The 22,747-nt window shown below is 47.1% G+C and carries 20 protein-coding genes and 1 pseudogene; 10 read left to right on the top strand and 11 right to left on the bottom strand.

Going from position 1 to position 22,747, the window contains the following annotated elements:
- Positions 1-57: 57 nt before the first annotated feature.
- The 6 genes and pseudogenes from DMB88_RS28760 to DMB88_RS32255 all read left to right on the top strand — a co-directional run bounded on the left by DMB88_RS28760 (position 58) and on the right by DMB88_RS32255 (position 5,829).
- On the top strand, positions 58-813 hold the full coding sequence (locus tag DMB88_RS28760) for a response regulator transcription factor (protein WP_128104033.1): 756 nt from the start codon (positions 58-60) through the stop codon (positions 811-813).
- On the top strand, positions 810-2,186 hold the full coding sequence (locus DMB88_RS28755; RefSeq protein WP_128104032.1) for a sensor histidine kinase: 1,377 nt from the start codon (positions 810-812) through the stop codon (positions 2,184-2,186). Before DMB88_RS28760 ends, DMB88_RS28755 begins: the two co-directional genes overlap by 4 nt.
- Before the next feature lie 78 nt (positions 2,187-2,264).
- On the top strand, positions 2,265-2,486 hold the full coding sequence (locus DMB88_RS28750; protein WP_128104031.1) for a p24 family protein: 222 nt from the start codon (positions 2,265-2,267) through the stop codon (positions 2,484-2,486).
- Entirely contained in the window at positions 2,483-3,064 is a 582-nt protein-coding gene (locus tag DMB88_RS28745) for a PepSY domain-containing protein (RefSeq protein WP_128104030.1), read from the top strand. Before DMB88_RS28750 ends, DMB88_RS28745 begins: the two co-directional genes overlap by 4 nt.
- Positions 3,065-3,178: 114 nt before the next feature.
- Positions 3,179-3,811 carry a PepSY domain-containing protein gene (locus DMB88_RS28740; RefSeq protein ID WP_128104029.1) on the top strand — a complete coding sequence of 211 codons (633 nt, stop codon included), beginning with the start codon at positions 3,179-3,181 and terminating at the stop codon, positions 3,809-3,811.
- Positions 3,812-4,348: 537 nt separating this feature from the next.
- A pseudogene (locus DMB88_RS32255) lies at positions 4,349-5,829 on the top strand (RICIN domain-containing protein).
- Between the two features lie 266 nt (positions 5,830-6,095).
- On the opposite strand, the gene DMB88_RS28730 reads toward DMB88_RS32255, so the two are convergent.
- Genes DMB88_RS28730 through DMB88_RS28710 form a run of 5 tightly spaced genes read right to left on the bottom strand, consistent with a single transcriptional unit; the run spans position 6,096 to position 10,762 of the window.
- Positions 6,096-6,812 (bottom strand): GntR family transcriptional regulator, encoded by a 717-nt coding sequence (locus tag DMB88_RS28730; protein WP_128104028.1) that lies wholly within the window; start codon positions 6,810-6,812, stop codon positions 6,096-6,098.
- A 37-nt stretch (positions 6,813-6,849) separates the two neighbouring features.
- Positions 6,850-7,767, bottom strand: coding sequence for a ComEC/Rec2 family competence protein (locus DMB88_RS28725; protein ID WP_128104027.1), 918 nt, complete (start codon positions 7,765-7,767; stop codon positions 6,850-6,852).
- On the bottom strand, positions 7,751-8,629 hold the full coding sequence (locus tag DMB88_RS28720) for a carbohydrate ABC transporter permease (RefSeq protein ID WP_128104026.1): 879 nt from the start codon (positions 8,627-8,629) through the stop codon (positions 7,751-7,753). The genes DMB88_RS28725 and DMB88_RS28720 overlap by 17 nt, the downstream gene beginning before the upstream one ends.
- A gap of 32 nt (positions 8,630-8,661) precedes the next feature.
- Positions 8,662-9,909: an extracellular solute-binding protein gene (locus tag DMB88_RS28715; RefSeq protein WP_128104025.1), complete on the bottom strand. Its 1,248-nt coding sequence runs from the start codon at positions 9,907-9,909 to the stop codon at positions 8,662-8,664.
- Positions 9,910-9,922: 13 nt separating this feature from the next.
- On the bottom strand, positions 9,923-10,762 hold the full coding sequence (locus tag DMB88_RS28710; protein WP_128104024.1) for a carbohydrate ABC transporter permease: 840 nt from the start codon (positions 10,760-10,762) through the stop codon (positions 9,923-9,925).
- Positions 10,763-10,971: 209 nt separating this feature from the next.
- On the opposite strand from DMB88_RS28710, the gene DMB88_RS28705 reads away from it, so the two are divergent.
- Together DMB88_RS28705 and DMB88_RS28700 are read left to right on the top strand one after the other, a co-directional pair.
- Positions 10,972-11,757: an ABC transporter ATP-binding protein gene (locus DMB88_RS28705; protein ID WP_128104023.1), complete on the top strand. Its 786-nt coding sequence runs from the start codon at positions 10,972-10,974 to the stop codon at positions 11,755-11,757.
- Between the two features lies 1 nt (position 11,758).
- Positions 11,759-13,420, top strand: coding sequence for a hypothetical protein (locus DMB88_RS28700; RefSeq protein WP_128104022.1), 1,662 nt, complete (start codon positions 11,759-11,761; stop codon positions 13,418-13,420).
- 282 nt (positions 13,421-13,702) lie between these two features.
- On the opposite strand, the gene DMB88_RS28695 is transcribed toward DMB88_RS28700, so the two are convergent.
- Together DMB88_RS28695 and DMB88_RS32250 are read right to left on the bottom strand one after the other, a co-directional pair.
- Complete coding sequence (locus DMB88_RS28695) at positions 13,703-13,939, bottom strand: Rossmann-fold NAD(P)-binding domain-containing protein (RefSeq protein ID WP_128104021.1); 237 nt, start codon at positions 13,937-13,939, stop codon at positions 13,703-13,705.
- A 100-nt stretch (positions 13,940-14,039) separates the two neighbouring features.
- A complete protein-coding gene (locus DMB88_RS32250; RefSeq protein ID WP_128104020.1) occupies positions 14,040-14,876 on the bottom strand; it encodes a Glu/Leu/Phe/Val dehydrogenase dimerization domain-containing protein in 837 nt (278 codons plus the stop codon).
- Between the two features lie 490 nt (positions 14,877-15,366).
- On the opposite strand from DMB88_RS32250, the gene DMB88_RS28685 reads away from it, so the two are divergent.
- Entirely contained in the window at positions 15,367-15,882 is a 516-nt protein-coding gene (locus tag DMB88_RS28685; RefSeq protein ID WP_090903135.1) for a DUF2179 domain-containing protein, read from the top strand.
- Positions 15,883-16,039: 157 nt separating this feature from the next.
- Here the strand turns inward: DMB88_RS28685 and DMB88_RS28680 are convergent, their stop codons facing one another.
- Together DMB88_RS28680 and DMB88_RS28675 are read right to left on the bottom strand one after the other, a co-directional pair.
- Positions 16,040-16,978, bottom strand: coding sequence for a stalk domain-containing protein (locus DMB88_RS28680; protein ID WP_164848814.1), 939 nt, complete (start codon positions 16,976-16,978; stop codon positions 16,040-16,042).
- Positions 16,900-18,090 carry a hypothetical protein gene (locus DMB88_RS28675; protein WP_128104018.1) on the bottom strand — a complete coding sequence of 397 codons (1,191 nt, stop codon included), beginning with the start codon at positions 18,088-18,090 and terminating at the stop codon, positions 16,900-16,902. Before DMB88_RS28675 ends, DMB88_RS28680 begins: the two co-directional genes overlap by 79 nt.
- A 533-nt stretch (positions 18,091-18,623) precedes the next feature.
- On the opposite strand from DMB88_RS28675, the gene DMB88_RS28670 reads away from it, so the two are divergent.
- Positions 18,624-20,051 (top strand): pectate lyase family protein, encoded by a 1,428-nt coding sequence (locus DMB88_RS28670; protein WP_128104017.1) that lies wholly within the window; start codon positions 18,624-18,626, stop codon positions 20,049-20,051.
- A gap of 205 nt (positions 20,052-20,256) precedes the next feature.
- On the opposite strand, the gene DMB88_RS28665 is transcribed toward DMB88_RS28670, so the two are convergent.
- Positions 20,257-21,321, bottom strand: a complete 1,065-nt coding sequence (locus DMB88_RS28665; RefSeq protein WP_128104016.1) for an aliphatic sulfonate ABC transporter substrate-binding protein — start codon at positions 21,319-21,321, stop codon at positions 20,257-20,259.
- Between the two features lie 101 nt (positions 21,322-21,422).
- Entirely contained in the window at positions 21,423-22,742 is a 1,320-nt protein-coding gene (locus tag DMB88_RS28660; protein ID WP_128104015.1) for an LLM class flavin-dependent oxidoreductase, read from the bottom strand.
- Positions 22,743-22,747: the final 5 nt, after the last annotated feature.

Here is a 22,747-nt window from a genome sequence, read left to right as displayed (position 1 = left end):
ACGTGGATATGTTGTATTATACGGGAAAAGGAATGTCGGAAGTGAGGGGAGCTCTGCATGAATGAGGCTGTGTTGGTGATTGAGGATGAACCCAAAATATCGCGCCTGCTTGAACTGGAATTGCAATACGAGGGGTACCAGGTTGGTAAGGCGGGCAGTGGAACAGAGGGACTCGAAATGGTTGCGGACAGGCAGTGGGATCTTATTCTCCTAGATATTATGTTGCCTGGTCTGAGTGGGATTGAAGTGCTGCGTCGTATTCGTGCGAAGGATGCGAGAATTCCAATCCTCATGCTTACCGCTAAAGATTCGGTAGAGGATAAAGTGTCGGGTCTAGATCTCGGAGCCAATGACTACATCACCAAACCATTTCGAATTGAAGAACTGCTTGCTCGTGTGCGGGCAGCACTGCGATTAAGTGCGGCGGCATCAACCGTCTCATCGACCTCTGCATCGACATCACCGGACATGAATCATAATTCTTCTGGGAGCTCCCCTGATCTTACTTCAGACTGGCTTACTGCGGCTGGGCTGAAATTAAATGAAGGTACACGGGAGGTATCCCGGGATGGCACACAGATTGAACTTACGCCACGTGAGTTTGATCTGCTTGTATATTTGCTTCAGAATCAGCGTCAGGTACTCAGTCGGGAGCAGATTGTACAGGCGGTCTGGGGATATGATTATTATGGAGATACCAATGTGGTAGATGTATATATCCGATATGTGCGCAAAAAAGTAGATAACGGCTTCACGCCGCCATTAATACATACCGTTCGGGGCGTCGGGTACGTCTTGAAGGAACAGTTATGAGCTTGAGAAGTAAGATTTACGGATATTCTTCCGTATTGTTTGCTGTGCTTTTAATCGCTGTTAATTTGTCCGTGTATATCGTATTTGAGCGAATGTCGATTAATAACGAGATCAAGCGGATTGAAGGAGAAGCGGAGTCTATTGTAAAAGGAGTGCGTCAGTCTGCCGGATCGATTCCGCCGGACGACTTGTTACGTGCCTACGCGCCGCTGGACGGCATGCTGCGGATCGTAAATGAAGACGGCACCAGCTCCGCACCGGTAACGGCAGAATCAGGAGAGCAGCTAAGCAAGCTCTCTTATACATATGAAAGTGAGAAGAGATCCGAGCACCTCCAAATTGGAGATATCGGTTACGTCTGGGTATCACTACCTGTCATCTGGCCAGACGGTGAAGTGGTGAATGTGCAAGTTACCGAGAGCATTGCCGAGACGGAGCGTGGTTTATCTGTGCTTCGAACTGTTCTGGTTGCTGTGACTGTCATTGCGCTCATTCCTGCCATCATCTCCAGCCGGATTCTAGCTAACCGGATGACTAGGCCAATCCAGCAGATGACACGTACGATGGGAGACATCCAGTCTAGTGGTCAGTTTAAGCGTCTTCCACTGGATGCCAAATCCAAGGACGAATTGAACACGATGGGACAGACATTTAATCGCATGATGGATCTGCTGGAATCGAACTTCGAGCGGCAAGAACGCTTTGTTTCCGATGCCTCTCATGAATTAAAAACACCGCTGACCATTATTGAGAGCTACGCGAGTTTGCTCCAGCGGCGAGGGAAGGAACGCCCTGAGGTGTTTGACGAAGCCGTTGAAGCCATACTATCCGAGTCGATCCGTATGCGGGAGATGACGGAGCAGCTGTTATTGCTAGCGAAGCAGCCAGAGCAGTGGAATGTGCAACTGGAGCGAGTGGATATTAACCGACTCGTGCAGGATTCCACGAGGGCATTCCGTGAAGCCTACCATCGTGAGGTGATCTGTCAAGATGCAGGGCAGACATGGGCTATCAGCGATGAGAGTAAGCTGAAGCAGCTCCTGTTTATTTTGCTAGATAACGCTAGGAAGTACAGTGAGGAACAGATCGAAGTTCGCGTTAAGACGCATCATCAGGAGAGCTGGATACAGATTGCGGACACAGGGATTGGTATGAGTGAGGCGGATCTAGCCAAAGTATTTGACCGATTCTACCGCGTTGATCCAGCGAGAACGCGTGGTAGCGGAGAGAGCGGGTCGGGTCTTGGTTTGTCTTTGGCTAAGGATATTGCCGGAGCGGTTGGTGCACGTATTGAGTTGACCAGCACAGAGGGTGTTGGGACGACAGCTACGATTATTTTGCCATCTTCTGTACAGCAGGGCTCACTCTCATGAAATTCTCATTCTTCTCTTATATACTTGATGACAGGATAACGTCTCGGATCAATAGAGCGTATTGAAGGAGGGAAGAGCATGGAGGAACATCGGGAGCAGGCTGAAATGAAACGGGAGGAACATCGTGGTTCCAACTCTTCAAAGCTCAGTCGTCCGGTATGGTGGAGCTTGGCAGCACTCGTGCTGTTGTTGATATTCGCAGTTAGTTGGTGGAAGCCGTGGCAGTCGGGACGTACAATGTTGACGGCAGATGCCGCTGAGCAATCGGTGCTGGCTCAATATCCCGGGGAGAGATTGTGAACTCTACGTTGAAGGATGGAACGTATCTCATGCAGCTTCGAACCGAAACCGGGTTATATGATATACAGCTTGATGCGGTAACTTCTACGGTGAATTCCATTAAACGACTGGAATCTAACCCGGAAGCCGAAGAGAAAACGTTGTGGAGCCGCGAGCAAATCAAGACCGAATTACAGAAACAAACGGATGGCGAATTAGAGTCGCTTGAACTGGTTGAACAAGAAGGTAGCCCGGTATACAACGCCATATTGATTATGAAAAACAACAGCCGTGAGCAGTGGACGGTTGATCCCTATAACGGGCAGAAGCAGTCTTCGAAAGTATTGGATGCTCCTGCGGTAAACGAGCCAGCCCAAGAAAACAACAAGCCGCAGTTCTTGAGCGAGAAGCAGGCTGAGCAGAAGGCACTTGCCCGAGTGCCAGGGGAAGTGGATGATATTGAACTCCGTGGCACGAATAGCGGTAATCCATATTATCTGGTTGAAATTGACCTGGAGGATGGCAGGGAAGCGATCGTTCAGGTGAATGCAATTTCGGGTGCAATCCGTTCCGTAACATGGGACGAGGATGAAGATTAACGGGTTCTCCTCATTTTCTCATCAAATTCTAATGTGTCTCTCGCTGAACTCTCATTCGCACAGGTTATTCTATAACTGTAGACGAGAACGAGAACAACACAACCGAGGAGATGAATGATGATGAACAAAACTAAACTATGGATTGGAAGCTTATCAGCAGCCGTATTATTGGGAGGCTCAGCGGTAGCCGCGAGTGGAAGTGTGAATGGACAATCGGTACAGACGACACCGACATCTACTTCACAATCAACAACCCAGAACCAGAGCAATACGGGAAAATTACTTACGGTGACACAAGCCAAAGCGGCAGCTCTAAAAGCAGCCGATGGCAATGGCAAAGTGGACGATGTGGATCTGGAACGTCGCAATGGACAGATTATCTATGAAGTAGAGATCGACAGACGAGGAAGTAATGACGTTGTTGTTCGTTTAGATGCTTACACAGGCAAAGTTCTTGCAGTGGTCAATGACGACGATGATGACGATGATTATAACGGTGCTGTAACCAACAATTCATCCAGTACATCTGCATCGAATCAGGTTAAATTAACGGTAGCTCAGGCTTCCGAGATCGCATTAAAACAAGTGACAGGTGGTAAAGTAACCAAAGTCGAGCTGGATCATGATGATGGTCGTTATGTCTATGAGATCGAGTTGAGAACGGCACAAGGTGAAGCTGATGTGGATATCGATGCCAACACAGGTAAAGTGCTATCATTCGATCAAGACTTTGATGACGAAGATTAAGAACTTTGATTCATTTTAATTCTTAGTTAAAATAAAAGATTGTACTAAAAAAGATACGCTTGCAGAGGGCGCTTCGCATGAAGCGTCTTTTTGCTGTGTAGCGGCAGTAGCGTATGTCTATTCGAATTGTGTAGCATGTTGTGCAATCGCGCGCATCGGTCTGATCATTAGCACCACGTTTGTTGTGTAGCTACAGAGCAGCTCGCTAATATCGAATCCAGTGTAGTGGCAATGTCATCTCGATTACTGCTATAGCTACCTCTGCACAATTTACAGTTCCTAACATGCTTTTTTTGAAATTTAATGTGCATTCGTACATGTTCCGCAGAATTGTTCACTATTCAGTAACGAATAATATGGATACAATTGGAAACAGGAGGTGAGTGCTGAACCAATATATCTGGAGTAAGCTGCGACATACTGAATTGAGGAATTGCACAGGAAGAGGAGGCATCTTAATCTCTTTTGTAAGCGCTTCAATAAAATCATTGGAGGTGTAGCTGTATGCATATTGCTCATCATCAACATAGTGATCAAATGAATAAGAAAGGTCGTCGTTTTTCACGTCATTTATGTTATCTTCTCACTCTAATTCTAGCCTTTCAGGCGCTAGGGGCGCTCCTTGTTCCGGGATCGTCTGCTTCAGCAGCTCCAGTCAATATAACGAATGGGGTACAGTTCAAGGATACCAATGGTGGCGTGATCCATGCTCATGGCGGCGGGATGATCCAAGCAGATGGCTTCTATTATTGGTTTGGAGAAAACCGCAATCCCAATGGAACATTTAAGGCCGTGTCCGTCTATCGCTCTTCGGATCTGAAAAACTGGGAATATCGCAACGATGTGTTAACAAGTCAATCGGCAACAGAGCTGAACATATCCAACATTGAGCGTCCCAAAGTGATTTACAATAGCGCAACAGGAAAATACGTGCTCTGGATGCACAAAGAAAATGGGATCGATTACGGCGAAGCCAAGGTAGCGGTAGCCACCTCAAACACAGTGGATGGGGACTACACTTATGTAGGAAGCTACCGTCCACTTGGTTATGATTCCAGAGACATGACCGTATATAACGATAATGGAACGGCGTATCTCATCTCAGCTACTCGTGTGAATGCAGATCTGAATATATACAAGCTCACCCCGATTTCCTCGGTGTGGAGTCATTAGTGACCACATTATGGCCTGGGCAATATCGGGAGGCGCCAGCCATTTTCAAGAAAGATGGGGTGTATTTCCTCATTACGTCGGGGGCAACCGGCTGGAATCCAAATCAGGCCAAGTATGCAACAGCCACAAGCATTACCGGCACATGGAGCGGGCTGAGTAACTTTGGAGATAGTACCACCTATGGTTCTCAATCGACCTATGTACTTCCAGTGGAAGGTTCTCAAGGAACTTCGTATCTCTATATGGGTGATCGTTGGGCTGGTGCTTGGAGTGGGCCTGTGCAGGATTCCAAATATGTGTGGTTGCCATTATCCTTCCCAAGTGCAACAAGTCTAGCGATGAATTGGGCAAGCAACATTACGATTGATACAGCGGCAGGAACGATTACAGGTACTAATGCTCCTGACGTGTGGGATGCGAATGCTTCCTATCAGTTCGTCAGTCGGAAGAGCAATAAATTACTGAATGTCATCGGTGGATCGTCTGATAATGGTGCAGATCTGGAGCAGCGTGCAGATCAAGGCAGCACAAGTCAGCAGTGGCAGATTACGGATGCAGGAGGTGGGTATGTCAAAATCATAAATCGTGCCAGTGGTAAGCTCATTGGTGTTGAGAATGGTTCCACAGCCGATGGTGCTGTCATTGAACAATGGAATGATGGAGGCTGGGCGAGTCAGCAGTGGCAGCTCGTCAGCGTTGGTGGAGGATATTACAAATTGAAAAACCGCAGCATTGGCAAATTGCTCGACATCTCAGGGCAATCCCTTGCTGATGGTGCAGCCGCAATCCAGTGGACAGACAATGGCGGCACGAATCAGCATTTCCAAATTATAAAGGTGCAATAAATCATCTAAACTAACAAACAGCGAACAAAGAAGGTGAATAAACGAAGAAGAGACAAACAATTAAATTATTACATCATTAAATTGCCCAATCACCAGATCGCCAAATGAAAATGAACCAATGCCAGCCTCCGCATCCTGTTCATGTACAGGTTACGGAGGCTGGCATACAAATATAACTATGTTATTATCGCACAATCATTTCCGCTATGATGGGAGTGGGATGACCACGAATATATTAGATGGCACCGCACCTCTGCGATGACCATTCACTTGCGCTCTCTACGAATCCAGAATTGGAATACATCACTTCTCAAGTAATCAAAGGAATACAGTACTTCTCGATTCTGCTGATCATAATGCAATTGCTTCATGAGAAGCACAGGAGTCTCCTCCATATGATTCTGCAACCTTCCGACATACTTGTCCTTCTTCGGGGGAACCACCAGCTCGGTATCTGCTCTGGCGATATGAATCTTGCAGTTGTCCTCTAGAAACTTGAATAATGATCCCGAGAAATCGATACCTTCAAAAGCATCTCCTACCAATGCCTTAGGCATGATATTAATAGAGTAGGTTACAGCTTCACCGTCTGCATATCGGACACGCTCCACTTTAATTACCTTGGAGCCTTCCTCAATATTTAACGCCTCAGCCCATTCCTGCGTGCACGTTACCTCTCCGATCATTTCCTTCGTATCCGTTTCGGTTAAACCTGCTAGTTTAATCATCGTACCAATGCTCTGTAGAAACTCCAGCCGGCTAGGGATACCCGGGAGCGGTTTGATAACAAAGGTACCTACACCGTGCCTCACCAGCAGCTTGCCCTCTTGCTCCAATAGCTTAATTGCTGCACGAAGGGTCTCTCTGCTAACACTGAAATGTTTAGCCAGTTCATACTCAGAAGGCAGTTTTTCTCCCACATGCCATACTTTGTTCTCGATCATCATTTCCAGTTCGTGCTTGATGTGCTGGTAACCACTCAATGAATCAAACCTCATCTCCTATAATTTTAATTCACCTTTACTGAATAAGCTCTACCGTTCCTTCCGTCACATCTACTCGAATCATTCGATGTATCGTGGACAGTGCTTCCGTATAATACAGCTGTGCATCGGAATGTTCACGAATCAACGGCTCCATCTCTGCGTGAGGGAGCTGATAGGTTCCCTGATCATCCGCGCTGATAATGACGGTGCGTGGTTCCCACGCCCGAAGGTTTTCTTCGGACAGGTGACTTGCGTCGCCATGATGCGGAGCTTGCAGGGTATGAAGCTTTCCGATCTCATCGGCATAAGGCTCCCAATAATCTAGTCCTACATCCGAGGTGAGCAGTGCTACAGAATTACCTTTGTTTTTAATGAGTATAGCTAATGATGCGTGATTGAGCATTCGGTCAATGGTGGTTAATCGCTCTTCCTGTTGATCCAGTTGGGTGAAATCTAGTCGATCTAATTCTTCGGTGAGCTGCGTCCATTTTTGCTGGCTAGGCGTGAGTATTCGGAACTCCATATCCTGTTCAACAATTGTATGACGTTTAACGATCTCCGTCTTCTTGATGCCCAGTTCATCTATGCGATTCAAAATGGCAGCATATAGCGTGAACGAGCCCAGAATGGGTGTGGAATAATCGTTTAATGCGCTATTTTGAACGTGCTCAGGCAGAGGTAGATGCAGGATAACCTCCTCGATAGCGACATGACCCAGAATAGGGAGTACACCGCCAATATGATCCCTGTGAAAATGTGTTAGAACAAGCACGTCAATCTTCTTGATTTCGTATTCTCGAAGATACTGCTCTAGACTACAACGCCGCGGATTGGTCATCGGGTTCACGTCGCCACCGTCTACTACAAGGCAATAAGTGCAGTGTTCCTCCATCCGCCGAATAATCGTTGCTTCACCGAAGCCAACGTTAAGGAAATCAATAACCCACTTCATGCTGTTCCTCCATCGAACGTTTGATATAAAACACGGAGAATACCAGAACCAGCATCACCATGATCACCGATGCAGCCGCGCCATATCCGATCTGGAGATTGTACACGCCCTGCTTGTAGATATATTGAGTAATGGTCGTTGTTGAATTGGCTGGCCCACCGCCAGTCAGGATGTTAACTTTATCGAATAACCGGAACGTATCAATGGTACGAAGCAAAATGACCATGAACAACGTCGGCATAATGTTCGGCAGTGTAATGTGGAAAAAGATACGCAGCTTACCTGCTCCGTCTACTTTGGCTGCCTCGAATTGTGATCGAGGAACCGATTGTAGTCCTGCATATAACAAGAGGAAGGCAAACGGTGTCCATTGCCAAATATCAATGAACAAGATGGCATTGAAGGCAATGTTGATGTCCATCAGGAAGTTAAATGGCCCCACACCGAACCAGTGAAGCAGATGATTGACGATACCGTTGTGATTGCTGAGCATCATTTGCCAGATCAGTGCCACCGTAACCGGCGGTAATAAAGACGGAATAAGCATCGTGATCCGCAGCACTTTCTGCCCGCGTCTCATGCTTTCTATAAGTACGGCAATGCCAAGCCCCAGAGCCGTTTCAATTGAAACGGCCAGGAACATGAATTTGAGCGTATTCCAGACGGCTTGACGGAACTGCTCGTCCTGAATAATTTTGACATAGTTGCTGAATCCAATGAACTGCTTCGCATCACTTGCCAAATAATAATAGTCGGTGAAGCTGTTGGTCACGGTATAGATAAACGGGAAGACGGTCACGCAGATTAACAGCAACGTTACAGGTGCCAGCATCGCCCATTGAAAGCCTCGTTTACTTGCCAAGTTCATTGCACTCCTTTCCGATGAATGAACCTTTATTGCATAATGTCATCCATTGCCTTATTGGCATCTGTTAGAGCCTGCTCCACTGTCTTCGTTCCAGCAATAGCTGCGGACAATTCAGCACCAAGTGCTTCCTCAACTTGAGACCATTTAGCTGTTCTTGGTCTGGCTACCGAGTTCTGTAATGCTTCTAACATGACAGGGAAATGTTTATATTTTGCAGCAAGCTCTGCGTCCTGATAGACACTTTTGCGAGTAGGCACGCCGCCGTGTTCAACCATTTGCTTCTGTGTGTCACTGCTGGTGATGAACGTTAAGAACTCAGCAGCAAGCTCCGGGCTGTGTGAATTGGCAGTTACGCCCATCATCCAGTTGCCGATCATACCTGTGGAGACAGATGCAGCATCAGATGAAGCTTTGGACGGAATGGCTGTGTAATCTGCACTAGCTGTTTCGCCTTTGATGAACCAGGACGGCCATCCGAGTGCCATTGCAGCACGACCTTCCGAGACGGAGCCGACAATATCGGTATTTTCATAGTTTTCTCCAACAGCAAGCAGTCCAACATACGTATCCAACGCTTTGCGACCTGCTTCGGAGTTAATCTGTGCTTTCCAATTATCATCGAAGATCTGTCCGCCATATGCCCAGAACAGAGGCAAGAAGTCAGAAACGATAGGGTTACCTTGTTGACCACGGATTATATAGCCTGCTGTACCATCTTCCGCTTTGATCGCTTTTGCGGTCTCAAGCACATCTGTCCAGTTTGTTGGAACTTCATGGTTATGACGTTCAAGCAGCTCTTTGTTATAGAAGAACAACTGCACATTACCTGAGAAAGGCAAGGCATATAGATCTCCTGTGGCATATGGAGACTTACCGAGAGCTAGAGAGGACTCTTCAAAGTCGGAATCTTCCTGGATTCCAAGGTCGGATAACTTAGCGAAAATTCCTGCTTCACTGAATTGAGGCATCCATGGGTCGTCCGCCATAATCAAGTCATATGCGCCGTTACTGTTCTTCGCATCAAGGGAGATTTTTTGCTTCAGATCGGCAGCTTCGAGTCCAATAATATCTACTTTCACATTGTGTTCCTTCTCAAAGCTTTCCTTCACGGCATTCATCGCATCCACATGAGAACCACCTCTGGCGGCGATGACCAGCTTGTCTGTACCCTGACTAGAACCTTGTCCTGAAGCCTGCCCCTGAGACTGACATCCTGTAAATAGTACTGTTGTGGTTAACAAAAGGCTCAGCATATACGACATCTTTTTTCTCATTTTCTCTCATCTCCTATTCTTTAACTGCACCGGCGGTTAAGCCGCTAATTAAATGTTTCTGTAGAAAGATCGCTGTGAGTAGTACAGGCAGCACGGATACGAGGCCGCCACAAGCGACCTTACCCCACTCCGTTAACTCTTGCTCACTGTTCAGGGTGGCGAGTTTCAGTGGAATGGTGAAGCTGTCAGGGCTCTGAATGAAAATGACGCTGTACAGGTATTCGTTCCAGGAAGCCATGAAGGATAAGATGGTTACGGCAGCAATGCCCGGTACGACCAGCGGCAGCATCACTTTGGTAAAAATCATGAACTCGGATGCACCATCCATACGGGCACTTTCTTCAATTTCACCCGGTACACCATAGAAGAATGCCATCATGAACCAGATGACGAGCGGCAAATTCACTAGGACATGCGCGACAATAATAGGGATCTTGGTGTTCAGCAGTCCAGCGTCGTTCATCATGATGTATAGCGGTAGTGCAAATGTGATTGGTGGTAGGACACGAACTAACAAAATCCAGATCATCAGCGAGCTTTTGAATATTCGGTAATGGCTTCTGAACGTTCTACGCCCAAGCACATACGCCGAGGACAATCCGAACACAAGAACAATGAACAACGAGCTGATGGTGATGATAAAGCTATTGATTAACGGCCCCATGTATTGGTCTTGCACAAAAATGTTAACGATATGTTCCAAGGTTAATGATCTCGGAAATATGGATACTTCTGTGAACAAATCAGACGATTCTTGCGTAGCAATGACGAGCATCCAATAGATTGGAAACAGCGTCCATAGGAGTAGAGTGATGAAAGTTCCATATTTTAGACCTGCGCTTAATCTGTTCAATCTGTTCTCCTTCCCCCTTATATGTCTAGACGTCTATACGACTACTATAAATTTGATTTATTTGCTGAATATCATCGAAATATTAAGCAGTGTTAATTTACGGTGGATTTCTTGCGCATCTGTGCCATAATCCAAACTGTGGTAAACTAGTAGAATTGTAGAAACGAATGATATAGATGATACTAATCAAGATGGGAGCGAGTAACAAGATGAGAGAAGAACAAGTGCTATCCATTGAAGGCTTACGAATGAGATATGATGGACGATATGTATTGAACGGGATTGACCTTGAAGTGAAGCGTGGCGAGATGATTGGATACATAGGTCCAAATGGTGCAGGCAAAAGTACAACCGTTAAGATTTTGCTCGGTCTGGTCGAAGGTTATGTGGGCACGGTGCGTATTTTTGGCAAAGATATCGAAGATAGTGGTGTGGAGTATAAACGTAGAATTGGATATGTCCCAGAAGTTGCCGAGTTATATGAACAGCTTACGCCAGCAGAATATCTAACTTTTACAGGAGAGCTGTATGGGTTGTCCTATGAAGATGCCGATTACAAAGCAAAGCAGTTAATGGAGTGTTTCGGTCTAGCCCAATCGTACAATGCTCGTATTGCCTCATTCTCCAAAGGGATGCGTCAGAAGGTGCTGCTTATTTCGGCATTATTGCATGATCCGGATCTGTTATTCCTCGATGAACCGCTTAGCGGACTTGATGCGAATAGTGTGATGGTGGTGAAGGAGATTTTGTCCCAATTATCGGCAAAAGGGACGACCATCTTCTATTCATCACACATTATGGATGTCGTTGAGAAAATCAGTAGTCGCATTGTGCTCATTGCGGAAGGCCGCGTGATGGCAGATGGCACGTTCCAGCAATTGCAGCAACAGTCGATGGAGGGGTCACTGGAGGAAGTATTCAATCAACTTACTGGCTTCAATGAGCATAAGGCGATTGCAGAGCGGTTTGTCTCAATCGTACAGGAGGTGCATTGAGATGGCGGAATCCTCCGATTTCCGCTCGCTCAAGGTTCTGGATCGTTTCCGGCATGTGATTGAGCGAACCGGGGCGGATTACGATGTATTGCGGCTTATTTTGCGAGTGAAGTTCCAGATGGATCAGCGCCGAGTTCCTACGGTTTTGTCGAATAATTATGGGAACAAGAAACAAAAAGAGGGGAATCTATACCTTCGCTCATTATGGTTATATGTCTTGATGGGACTAATCATGGTGCCTTTTATTGTCTGGGATACGGGGCACTACATGCTGCAGATGAGTATTGTTACGGCGATGTTGATGTTTATGATTATGACGTCTATGGTTTCCGATTTCTCTTCTGTACTGCTGGATATCCGGGATCGGAATATCATCATGACTAAGCCGGTCAATGCCCGCACCATCGGCATGGCTCGTGCCATTCACGCCGGAATCTATCTTTTGTTATTAACAGGATCATTATCTATTCTTCCACTGGTGGCAACGCTCGTTCGTTATGGGATCGGATTCTTTCTACTATTTGCCGTGGCGCTTATTCTGATCAATATGCTAATTCTGGTGACGACCTCGCTGGTCTATCTGTTCATGATGAAGTTCTTGGACGGCGAGAAGCTGAAGGATATGATCAACATGGTGCAGATTCTATTATCTGTCGGCATTGCCGTAGGGTATCAACTGGTCATTCGTTCCTTTAGCATCATTGATTTCAACATGGTATTTACTCCGGCTTGGTGGCAGTTATTCCTTCCTCCGATGTGGTATGCGGCTGTGTTCGAGTGGGTCTTCGGCGGGGGTGGAAACTCATGGCTGTATGTCTTCTCGGCGCTAGCTGTTGTTGTTCCAATCATCAGTCTAATGATCTATGTGAAGCTTATGCCATCCTTTGAATTGTATCTGGAGAAAATGGCTCACGCCGGTCAGACCTCAGGCCGCAGACGTGGAGGTTTGGATCGAATCATGGCTAGAATGTTCTGTCGTACACGGGAGGAGCAGGCCTGCTTCCGATTGTCTGCCAACATGATGCGTAACGAGCGTGAGTTCAAGCTTAAAGTGTATCCTAGCATTGGCTTGTCTCTCGTATTGCCATATATATTTTGGTTTACGTTTATGCAGGATTCCTCATGGGCTGAATTGCGGGAAAGTGCACTCTTCTATACCTTATACATTATGTTGTTTGTCGTAGTAACTGTGGTGATGATGCTGAAATATTCAGGGCATTACAAGGCATTCTGGACGTTCCGTGCCGCTCCACTTGCCAATGATCATGTGCTCTACAGTGGGACGTTAAAAGCCTTTCTGTGCAATATGTTTATGCCAGTCTTTATGATCAATGCGGTTGTGTTCCTCTGGGCGTTTGGCCTGCGAATTGTACCGGACATTGTGATCATCCTGCTGACAGGTACAGCGCTCATTCCGTTAACTAGCAAACTGTTATTGCGTAAACCTCCGTTCTCGGAGTCGTTCAGTATGGCACAGCAAAGCGATGGATGGCTTGTGTTGCTGGCTTTGCCAGTGCTGGGTTTGTTTGCGGGGATACACTTCTACGTTCAATCCTTACCGGCGGGAATCTGGATATACATTGCGTTGCTCGTTATAGCAAATGCGATGCTCTGGACGCTGTTATATCCGGTGAAAGGTGCTCGTAAAGTGACAGCTCATTAAGATAAAAGTCGTAAAGAAAGAGAAGCCAAGGAGGGATTGTTCGAATCCGCTTGGCTTCTTTTGTTTAGTACGACAAGTAATACTTATCAGCGGCACCCGCCACACACAGAATACATGAGTCAGCATTTATGAGCTCAACGTTGTGGAGCTTTCTTAAGATGTACTGCTCTTGCTAGAGAAAGCTACAACAGAAGAGGGATGGCATACGTGAACGGAGTCTGAAAACTTCGCTCACCTTTAATATAAAACAAGGCGCCGTGACTGGTGCTTCACTCACTTCGATCATGAATGAGGTGTTGTGCTGTTTAGTCTGGCTTCAGCCAGTTGATCTGCTGCCTCAACAGTGGATATCCCACTTGTTGCTGCGTCACGGTATACGGCGGAGAGCGTATCCGCAATGCTCGCCACCTTCTGGCGGATCATATCCGGCTGTGCGCCTTCCAGCTCGTAGGCAGTGCTGATGATGCCTCCGGCATTCAGCACATAGTCAGGCGCGTACAGGATGCCGCGCGCCTGCATCCGGCCAATAACCAGTTGCCGCTGGCTAAGCTGGTTATTGGCCGCCCCGGCAACGATGGAGCAGCGCAGCTCCTCCACCGTTGCCGGGTTAACACGCCCCCTAGGGCACAGGGGCGAACACCTTGCAGTCAGCGGCGTGAATATGGGCCGGATCGGCCGAGGTGGCGCCGCTGAACTGCAGAAGGGCACGTTGTACACGCTCCGGTACAACGTCTGCCACGATGAGCCGTGCCCCGGCTCCATGCAGGTGACGGCACAGGGCATACCCAACCTTGCCCAGTCCCTGGACAGCAATGGGAATGCCCTGCAATGTGGCGATGCCTTGATGACTTAGCGAGGTTACGATGCCGGTGTACACACCGTAAGCGGTCATCTCGGCGGTGAAGTCATCCTGCGCGCCCAGTGAGCCGGTCATATCGGTCACATAGGCCGTCTCTAATCGGATCTGATCCATGTCAGTGGACGTGGTGCCTAGATCAAGACCGGTAATATAGCGACCGTTCAGCCGTTCAAGAAAACGTCCAAGTGCTCGAAAGATATGGGCTCGCCCTGTGTTGTTGTTGGGAGTAGTAAGTTGATCGGAATCGGAATTGGAATCCGCGACATTCTTCATGGGGTAAGAAGAACTAGCTTGGGATTTAGGCTGTACAGGGGAAGTGCTCACCTTCCACTCCGTAGGGATATTCCATACAACGGCTTTCCCGCCGCCATAAGGCAGACCGGAAACGGCTGATTTATAGGTCATACCTCTAGCAAGCTGGATGGCATCGCGGATTGCATCCTCTTCTGAGGCATATGTCCAGCAGCGGCATCCTCCGAGCGCTGGCCCGAGAGCCGTACTATGAATCGCGACCACTGCTTTCAGCCCGCTACTTGGGTCGTGACAAAATAGGAGTTCTTCCATCCCTTCCTGCTCCATCTCCTGCCATAGCTGCATGGATGCTCCCCCTTTGATTTATCGTTGATGGGTATCGATTGTTCGCATGGTGTGTCCCATGGTGTTCGGCGATTACTGATGCTTCAGCATATTCAGTGATAGAGCCTTTCGCCCCTAGGTCTGTTGCCGGGTTGATAATCACAGCGAACAATTCTATAATGGCAGTTCTGGCACCATACAGATTGTAAGTAGACCGTTTAAAAACACACTACAACGTCCAATGATGAAGATAAGAATTAATAATACATGGTTAGTCTGAGAGCAAACGGAGTATCAGGAACTTAGGCTGGCAGTAACAGGTCTGATTATTAGGACTTGTCTCCAAACTCGCTGAAGTACATCTTTCACCGCTTTTTCGCCCCATGCTGCGTCAGTTTCCCTTGACGTGCCCCGGCACGCCTGCGGAAAACTTCCTAACTTGGCACGAAAATTCGGCAAAGTCTGTGTCCTTCGGAGTTTTCAGACATGCCCTAGGAAAGAGGGATGCAAATTGTTTAAAATACTCGTTTTTATTTTCCTGATTCAAATTGTCTACGTATCGGCGTACACGCTGCGTATGATATTGACACTTAAGGGACAGAAATATATCGCCGCACTAATCAGTACGGGAGAGATTGTGATCTATGTACTCGGATTGAACCTGGTGCTGAGCTACCTGGATCAGACGGTTGCACTCATTGTTTATGCAGTGGGATATGGACTTGGTGTGTTACTAGGTGCTTGGATTGAGGAGAAGATTGCGCTTGGCTATGTTACGGTGAAGGTGATCTGTAATCAGATGGACGGCAATGTTGCCAATTCTCTGCGGGACAAAGGATATGGTGTTACCGCATGGGTAGGCAGTGGTCGTGATGGGGACAGGCTGGTTATGGAGATTTTGGCGAAACGCAAAAACCAAAAGCTGCTCTACCAGACGATTCTCGGGTTAGACCCCAAAGCTTTCGTTATTACAGTGGAGCCCAAACAATTCCACGGTGGCTTCTGGACACGTTCTATTAAGCGATAACTTGTAGTGATGCAACATGGTAGAATCAAAAAAACTCGCCAATGCCTTTTCTGGCATATTTGTGCGCTACCATAACCGCGAATAAAAAGAAATCCCGACACATCATGTCCGGGATTTCTTTTCATTTATGGATAGGAGAGATTGCACAGCTAACGTATCACTTGTTCAGCGAGAGTACCGAAGCATCTTTGATATCGTATAGAGCTCCGCCAGGGGTACTTTTAACGAGTTGGATAATCTGTCTGTAGGCATCACCGTATGATGGGGCGATGGCATCAAATACGATCTCGTCTGCTTTCAGTTTATCAGCTATTCCTTTAATGCTAAAGGAAGACAATGGGGGTGAATCATGGACAGGGGCATCGGTAATGAATATAATCCGTTTGGCGTTGTCGCTGCTGAACTTCGAGAGCTTATTAGTAGCTAAGTTAATAGCCTCCAGTCCAGATTCTTTTATATCTCCTCCGCCAGAAGCCACCAATGTATTCAAATACCCCTTTAACTTATCTTTATCCTGGGTAAAATCAAAGGACTTCAAATTGTAATCGCCATTTCTGTAAATGTTAACGTCCCGATAGGAAATAACCGCAAAATTCGAACCGGCAGGTACGGAATCAACGAAGCTCTTGACCGTTTCTTTGATGTAGTCGATCACTTCACCCATACTGCCCGTCACGTCTATAACAAATATAATATCAGAGGGAGTATTAATTCCCTTCGATATGTTATTTAAAATAGGCGAGGTACTTGAATACCCAGATTCTGTTGTTTTTGTTGCTTCCGTAGCGGGTTTTTCGCTTTCAGCAGATGTAGGAATGGATGGCTTATTTAGAAAAATGGTAACCGAACCCGCTTCTCCGTGCCACTCTACTTCTCCGCCGAATGCTTCACTGACGAACCGTAGTGGCACCATGGTTACGCCGTTAATGATCTGTGGTTTTGCACTTAAGGTTACAGCGACACCGTTAATGTAGGCAATTTTAGAGCCAATCGTCAGCACGATAGTCCTGCCTTCTCTTATTGCCGTAACCGTTTGAGTGGAACTGTTCCATGTAACATTGGCTCCCAATGATTCGAAGATTCCTCGAAGAGGCACGAGTATATTCCCCTTGAAATTGGTCGGGGTTGCTTGTAAACCTGCTTCTCACCTTCAATAAACACCTGAATATTCGTAGGCTTATGGTTGATTGTAACGAATTGAGGAATAGAAGCTGACAATTCGACTGACTGATTGGCCGATTTCAGGTAAAAATAATATCCGCCTGTCGGAAGCCCCAGCTTTCTTAGTGAGAAACTGGAGGTCTTTCCTGGCTCAATCTTTATTTGCCTAACAACCTGTCCGCTTGCATTCTTCACCATCAAATAGGAGGTGTAACCGGAAACGGAAGCTGATTCAGACAGTTTAATGGTAATGGTATTGCCTGATCTGATCGTAATACTGCCGGGATAGCTCTCTCCTGTTGGAATTTGAATAAGAGACTCCGATGGTTTGTTTGGAGTTGGACTCGGACTCGTTACCGAAGGGCTACCCGATGCTGGATCAGGGGGCGGGTCTACAGCGCCGCTTGAGACTGGACTCTCAATCACTTCTTCAGAAGAAGAGGGTTTACTGGAAATAGAAGCCTTAGGGATATAGAAATAGACTTTGGCACCGGAGTGCGGGACCTGCTGTTTTTCGGATAAGGTTACGGTATTCGTTGTGGCGTTGAAGGTAAATCGGGACGTGGCTACCTTCGTTTGGTCAATGGACAGACTGATCTGTTTGGTTGAATTTAGCGTGTAGTTTAACGACACTGGAAAATTCCGTGTGGAGCCATCTCCCTCAGGCAAGGCAACACCAATATTGCCACCCTCTCCCCACTCAAATCCCGGAATAATGCCGTATTTAATATGAATCTCGGCGCCTCTGTCGGGAGCTTTATTCAAGGTGATACTATAGTTGGCATAATCCACAACATAGTCCTTGGAGTCCACTTCTATCGCATTGACATATAAGCGCAATGTGGTATTAGATGCGGTCAACTTGTTCTTCGTTGTAAATCCGAAGACGCGGTTTTCTCCATCACCATCTTTTAGAATATTGATTAAATCATCGTGCTCCCGGAATTCAAGGGAATCAGCAGCGTGCACAATTGCGCTGTGAAGACCCAAATTGCCAAAAATAAAAATAGAAATAAACGATAACAAGAGCATCTTTCTAAACTTCATCTGCTTCACTCCATTTTATGTAACTTATAGTGCGTGTTCAAAAAGGGTGGTTTTCAGTACCGAGAAGATGGGATGAAGCTAGAAATGGAGTAGCGGAGCGTAGATGGAGCTACGTGAGCAACGGACATTTCGGCTGAATCCCATATTCGATGCTGAGATGCCTCAGGGCATCCTTCGTAATCAAAAGCGGACTTTTTGAACAACCTCTTATAGATAAGTCAGCGGCTGTTTGTCCTATTAATACACTCTATCCACAATGTGGAATTGCCTGCTGCTCTCTCACTTTATCACAGGAAATAGGACTTAACTATATATATCGGAAATGTAGTCATCCTGAAACCAAGTTAAACCCATACGATTCATAGTTGATTACAGTGTAACCTCTTACCACATTTGGTTTTTCCACATGGATGTGAGATTAGGATTATTGTTGTAATCGCTTTCAAAATATACAGTGAGGACATGTCCTTCATGACACGGTATGGCAGCGAGGGACGAGCCTTATCAATTATGAAATGGGAGGAATGAATGGGATGAAAACAAAATTAAGAAGCTGGTGCAGTGCAGCCTTGGCTGTAACGTTGGGGCTCACACTAATGTCGGGTCCTGCGAGTGTGCAGGCAGCGGGGAATGCAGACTACAATCTCACGGGATTCTCCCAAGGTAACACGGGCGGTGGTATCATCAGTGAGTCGAACACGTCCACGTATAAGAAGGTATACAATGCGACTGACCTTGCGCTAGCGCTGAAGAAGAACTCCGGCGTCAAAGTGGTAGAGATTATGAATGATCTGAATTTAGGGTGGAACGAGATTCCGAGTGCAGCACAGACGTCACCTTTTGCCAAACACAATGATGCCTTAACGCACCCTGTATTGAAACAGACTGGCGTAAGTAAGCTTACGATTGACGGTTTTAACGGACTCACTATTTTCTCCGCCAACGGTTCCAAGATCAAACATGCTGCCATTAGCGTGAAACGAAGCTCCAACGTCATTATCCGTAACCTCGAATTTGACGAGCTCTGGGAGTGGGATGAATCCACCAAGGGTGACTACGATAAGAACGACTGGGATTACATCACCCTGGAGGAGAGCAGCGGTGTGTGGATTGATCACTGTACATTCAATAAAGCCTATGACGGACTCGTTGATTCGAAAAAAGGAACCAGCGGCGTGACCATCTCCTGGTCTACCTTCAAGGGCGATGGCGGCAGCGCAAACAGTTGGGTTACGCAGCAGATCAATGAGCTGGAAGCCAATAAAGCTTCCTATCCGATGTACAACTACCTGCGCAGCAGTGCGGTGGGTCTCAGTAAAGCGGACATTATCGCCGTCTCCGGACCACAGAAAAAGGGACATCTGGTTGGTTCAACGAGCCTTGAATCCGCGAACGCCAATCTGTCCATGACGCTGCATCATAATTTGTACAAGGATATTCAGGATCGGATGCCGCGTCTGCGCGGAGGCAATGCACATGCCTATAACATTGTCATGGATGCCACAGCAGCGCGGGCTGCCAAAGCCAAAATTACGTCTGCCATGGCAACTGCCATTGCATCTAAAGGATATAAATTTGATATCATCAGCAATGGTGCCATCTCGACAGAGAGCGGAGCCGTTCTCGTTGAGAAATCGGTAATCAAGGATGTACAGTTCCCGGTTCGTAATAATCAAACTAATCCAGCAGATGCAACGTATACGGGCAAAATCCGTGTAACGGATACGATCTATTCGCTGGATGGAAGCTCGTTCCGTGGCGGCAGTGATACTTCTGACAGTCCACTCGCGCCAATTCCAGCTGTAGTGAAACCATTCTCCTGGAACGGCTTCTCAGCTCTTCCATACAGTTATCAGGTAGATGATCCTTCCACACTGAATGCACGTCTCACGGCCTCGAACGGCGCAGGTGCAGGCAAGCTCACCTGGTCCAAGGATAATTGGCTGAAGACAAGTTATTAAGCTTCAATCATATGCTGATCAGCAAACAAGCTACCCCGCAGTTCATGGCGAGGTAGCTTGTTTAGTTCTTATGAGCATGATCTTTGTAAGATATGCTGCGGACAGCGATCCTTCGTAGGATACGTGAGTAGGTTGGGAGTCCCTGTTATATTCGGCTATATAAGTTAAAAATGGACTCATGTAACCTACAGAAATATACAGCGTATTATTTTGCCAGAGCTTGCTCGATGAACGTATTGTCGACGACCTGGGACACATCTAGTTTTTCTTTCAGTTCTCCCAGATCATACAGAATATCGGCTACTTCTTGCTGATTTTTGGTAGCTTCGTCCGAGATGGGATTGTTGGTGGCTACATTGTTTTCCAATGAGACACGCACCGTCTCTTCGTCCAGATTCTTCAGACCAGCCAGCAAGGTGATGGCTTCATCCAAATGGCTATTTTGCCATTCAAGTGCGCGTTCGTATGCCTTCAGATAAGCTACAACCAGCTCCGGATATTGCTCAGCGAACTTGGTGCGGACAATGTTGTAGGCTGGATTGAACGCATTGATGCTTTTGCCTTCAGCGATGAGTTTTGCACCCTGAGTATTAATCTGTGAACTGCGGAAGGGCTCCCAGATGACCCATGCATCAATTTTTCCGCTCTGGAATGCAGGCTGTGCTTCATCTGGCTGTAGATTAATCTGCTCCACGTCGGAAGCACTCAGTCCAGCGCTTTGGAGTGCACGAAGCAACAGACCCCAAGAACTGCTTCCTTTCGTTACGCCTACTTTTTTGCCTTTTAGATCTGCAATAGATTGGATGGCACTATCTTTTGGAACGATGATCCCATCGCCGCCGCCGTTACTTCCTTCACTAATGGAAGTGAAGCCCACTTTGGCGGCTTGTCCGGTGATTGTACCGATATAACCGATGCGAACGAAATCCAGACGGTCTGAAGCGATGGCTTCAAGAAATTGAGAAGAGCTTTGCAGTGTTTGATATGCAACCGATGCGCCATATTTTCCGAATTCTTCTTCAAAGAATCCCTTTTCCTTAGCGATTAACAGTGGCCCGATTTGGCTGGCATCAATATTCACCGTTACATCTTTGTACTTATCTGCATTGGATGAAGCGTTTGATTGGGAAGTCCCAGATGTGCTCTCGGAAGTGGTACTCTCGGTCTGGTTCTGGTTTGAATTACTGGCAGCATTCCCGCAAGCGGATAAAATAACGAGCATCATAATTAGAGTAAGACTGATGAGGCCTCTTTTGTTCCATATTCTCATTGTTGTTCCTCCTGTTGTTATAGTACGTGTTCAAAAAGGGACTTTTTTTGAACAACTTTTTATAGGGTGTATGTCAAAAGCTTGTCCTGCTTGTCAGGTCGTTACGTTTGGCGACCGGTGGGGCGCGTAAGTCCTAAATGTTCCCTTAGCGTGCTGCCTGTATACTCCGAGCGGAATAGACCCTTCTCTTGCAATAAAGGCACAACCTGGTTCACGAAATCCTCCAGCCCTTGGGGCAATAGTGGTTGCATAATGTTGAAACCATCACATGCTCCGCTGGTAAACCATTCCTCCATCACGCTTGCAACCTGCTCCGGTGTGCCCGTAATGGTCAGATGCCCTCTTGCTACGGAATAATGCATGCCGAGCTCCCGAATGGTCATCTTGGATTGCTGCGCTCGCTCAATAATCATCACAGCTCTGCTGGTACTGCCCTGCTTGGGGATATCAGGTAATGGCCCATCTATAGGATGGTTGGAGAGGTCATAATTGAGCAGTTTAGATAAATAACTTGCACCTACAGTAGGCTGAACCAATTCATTAAACTGCCGTTCCTTCTCAAGTGCCTCTTCCTCCGTAGCGCCAATAAACGCCATAAGACCAGGCATCACCTTAATTTCATCGGCATGTCGTCCGTGCACTGGAAGCTGGCTCTTCAGTTGCTGGTAGAAGGTGATCGCCTCTTCCTTGTTATCACAAGCCGTAAATACAACATCTGCTGTTTTGGCAGCGAGCTGTTGTCCAGCAGGGGAGGTGCCTGCTTCAATGATGACAGGTCTGCCTTGAGGGGAACGCGGCATGTTCAGTGGCCCATCCACTCGGAAATGGGAACCGGTGTGGTTTAGTCGATGAACACGATCCGGGTCTGCGTAGCGCCCTTGTTCTCGCTCCATTACAACGGCATCGTCCTGCCAACAGTCCCACAGACCCTTGACCACTTCAAGGAATTCAGAAGCTCGTTCATAACGTTGCCTGTGTTCTGGCAGATGGTCAGCATTAAAGTTTCGTGCCTCGCTTTCCTTGGTGGAGGTCACGACATTCCAGCCAGCTCGTCCATTGCTCAGATGATCCAGTGTTGCGAATCTCCTTGCCAGACTATAAGGCTCATTGAAGGTGGTAGAAGCCGTTCCAGCCAGTCCGATTTTACCAGTTACACTGGCTAATGCCCCCAGTAAAGTAACAGCTTCCGGATAGATGAAGCTAACATTAGACTCTAGATCGGCAATGCTGGGCAGAGAACCGCTATCCGCGAGAAATACCATGTCGAATTTACCTTGTTCAGCTACCTGGGCCGATTGGCGATAGAATTCCAGATCAATCGCCTTTGAAGTTGTCGATTCAGGGTGCCGCCATGCCGCATAGTGATGCCCGTAATCAAATAGAAAAGCGCCTAGTCTCATCTGTCTTGTCCGTTTTGCCATCAGTT

The sequence above is a fragment of the Paenibacillus sp. DCT19 genome, assembly GCF_003268635.1.
Classification (GTDB): Bacteria; Bacillota; Bacilli; order Paenibacillales; family Paenibacillaceae; genus Paenibacillus.
This window is presented reverse-complemented; position numbering and strand designations above follow the sequence as displayed.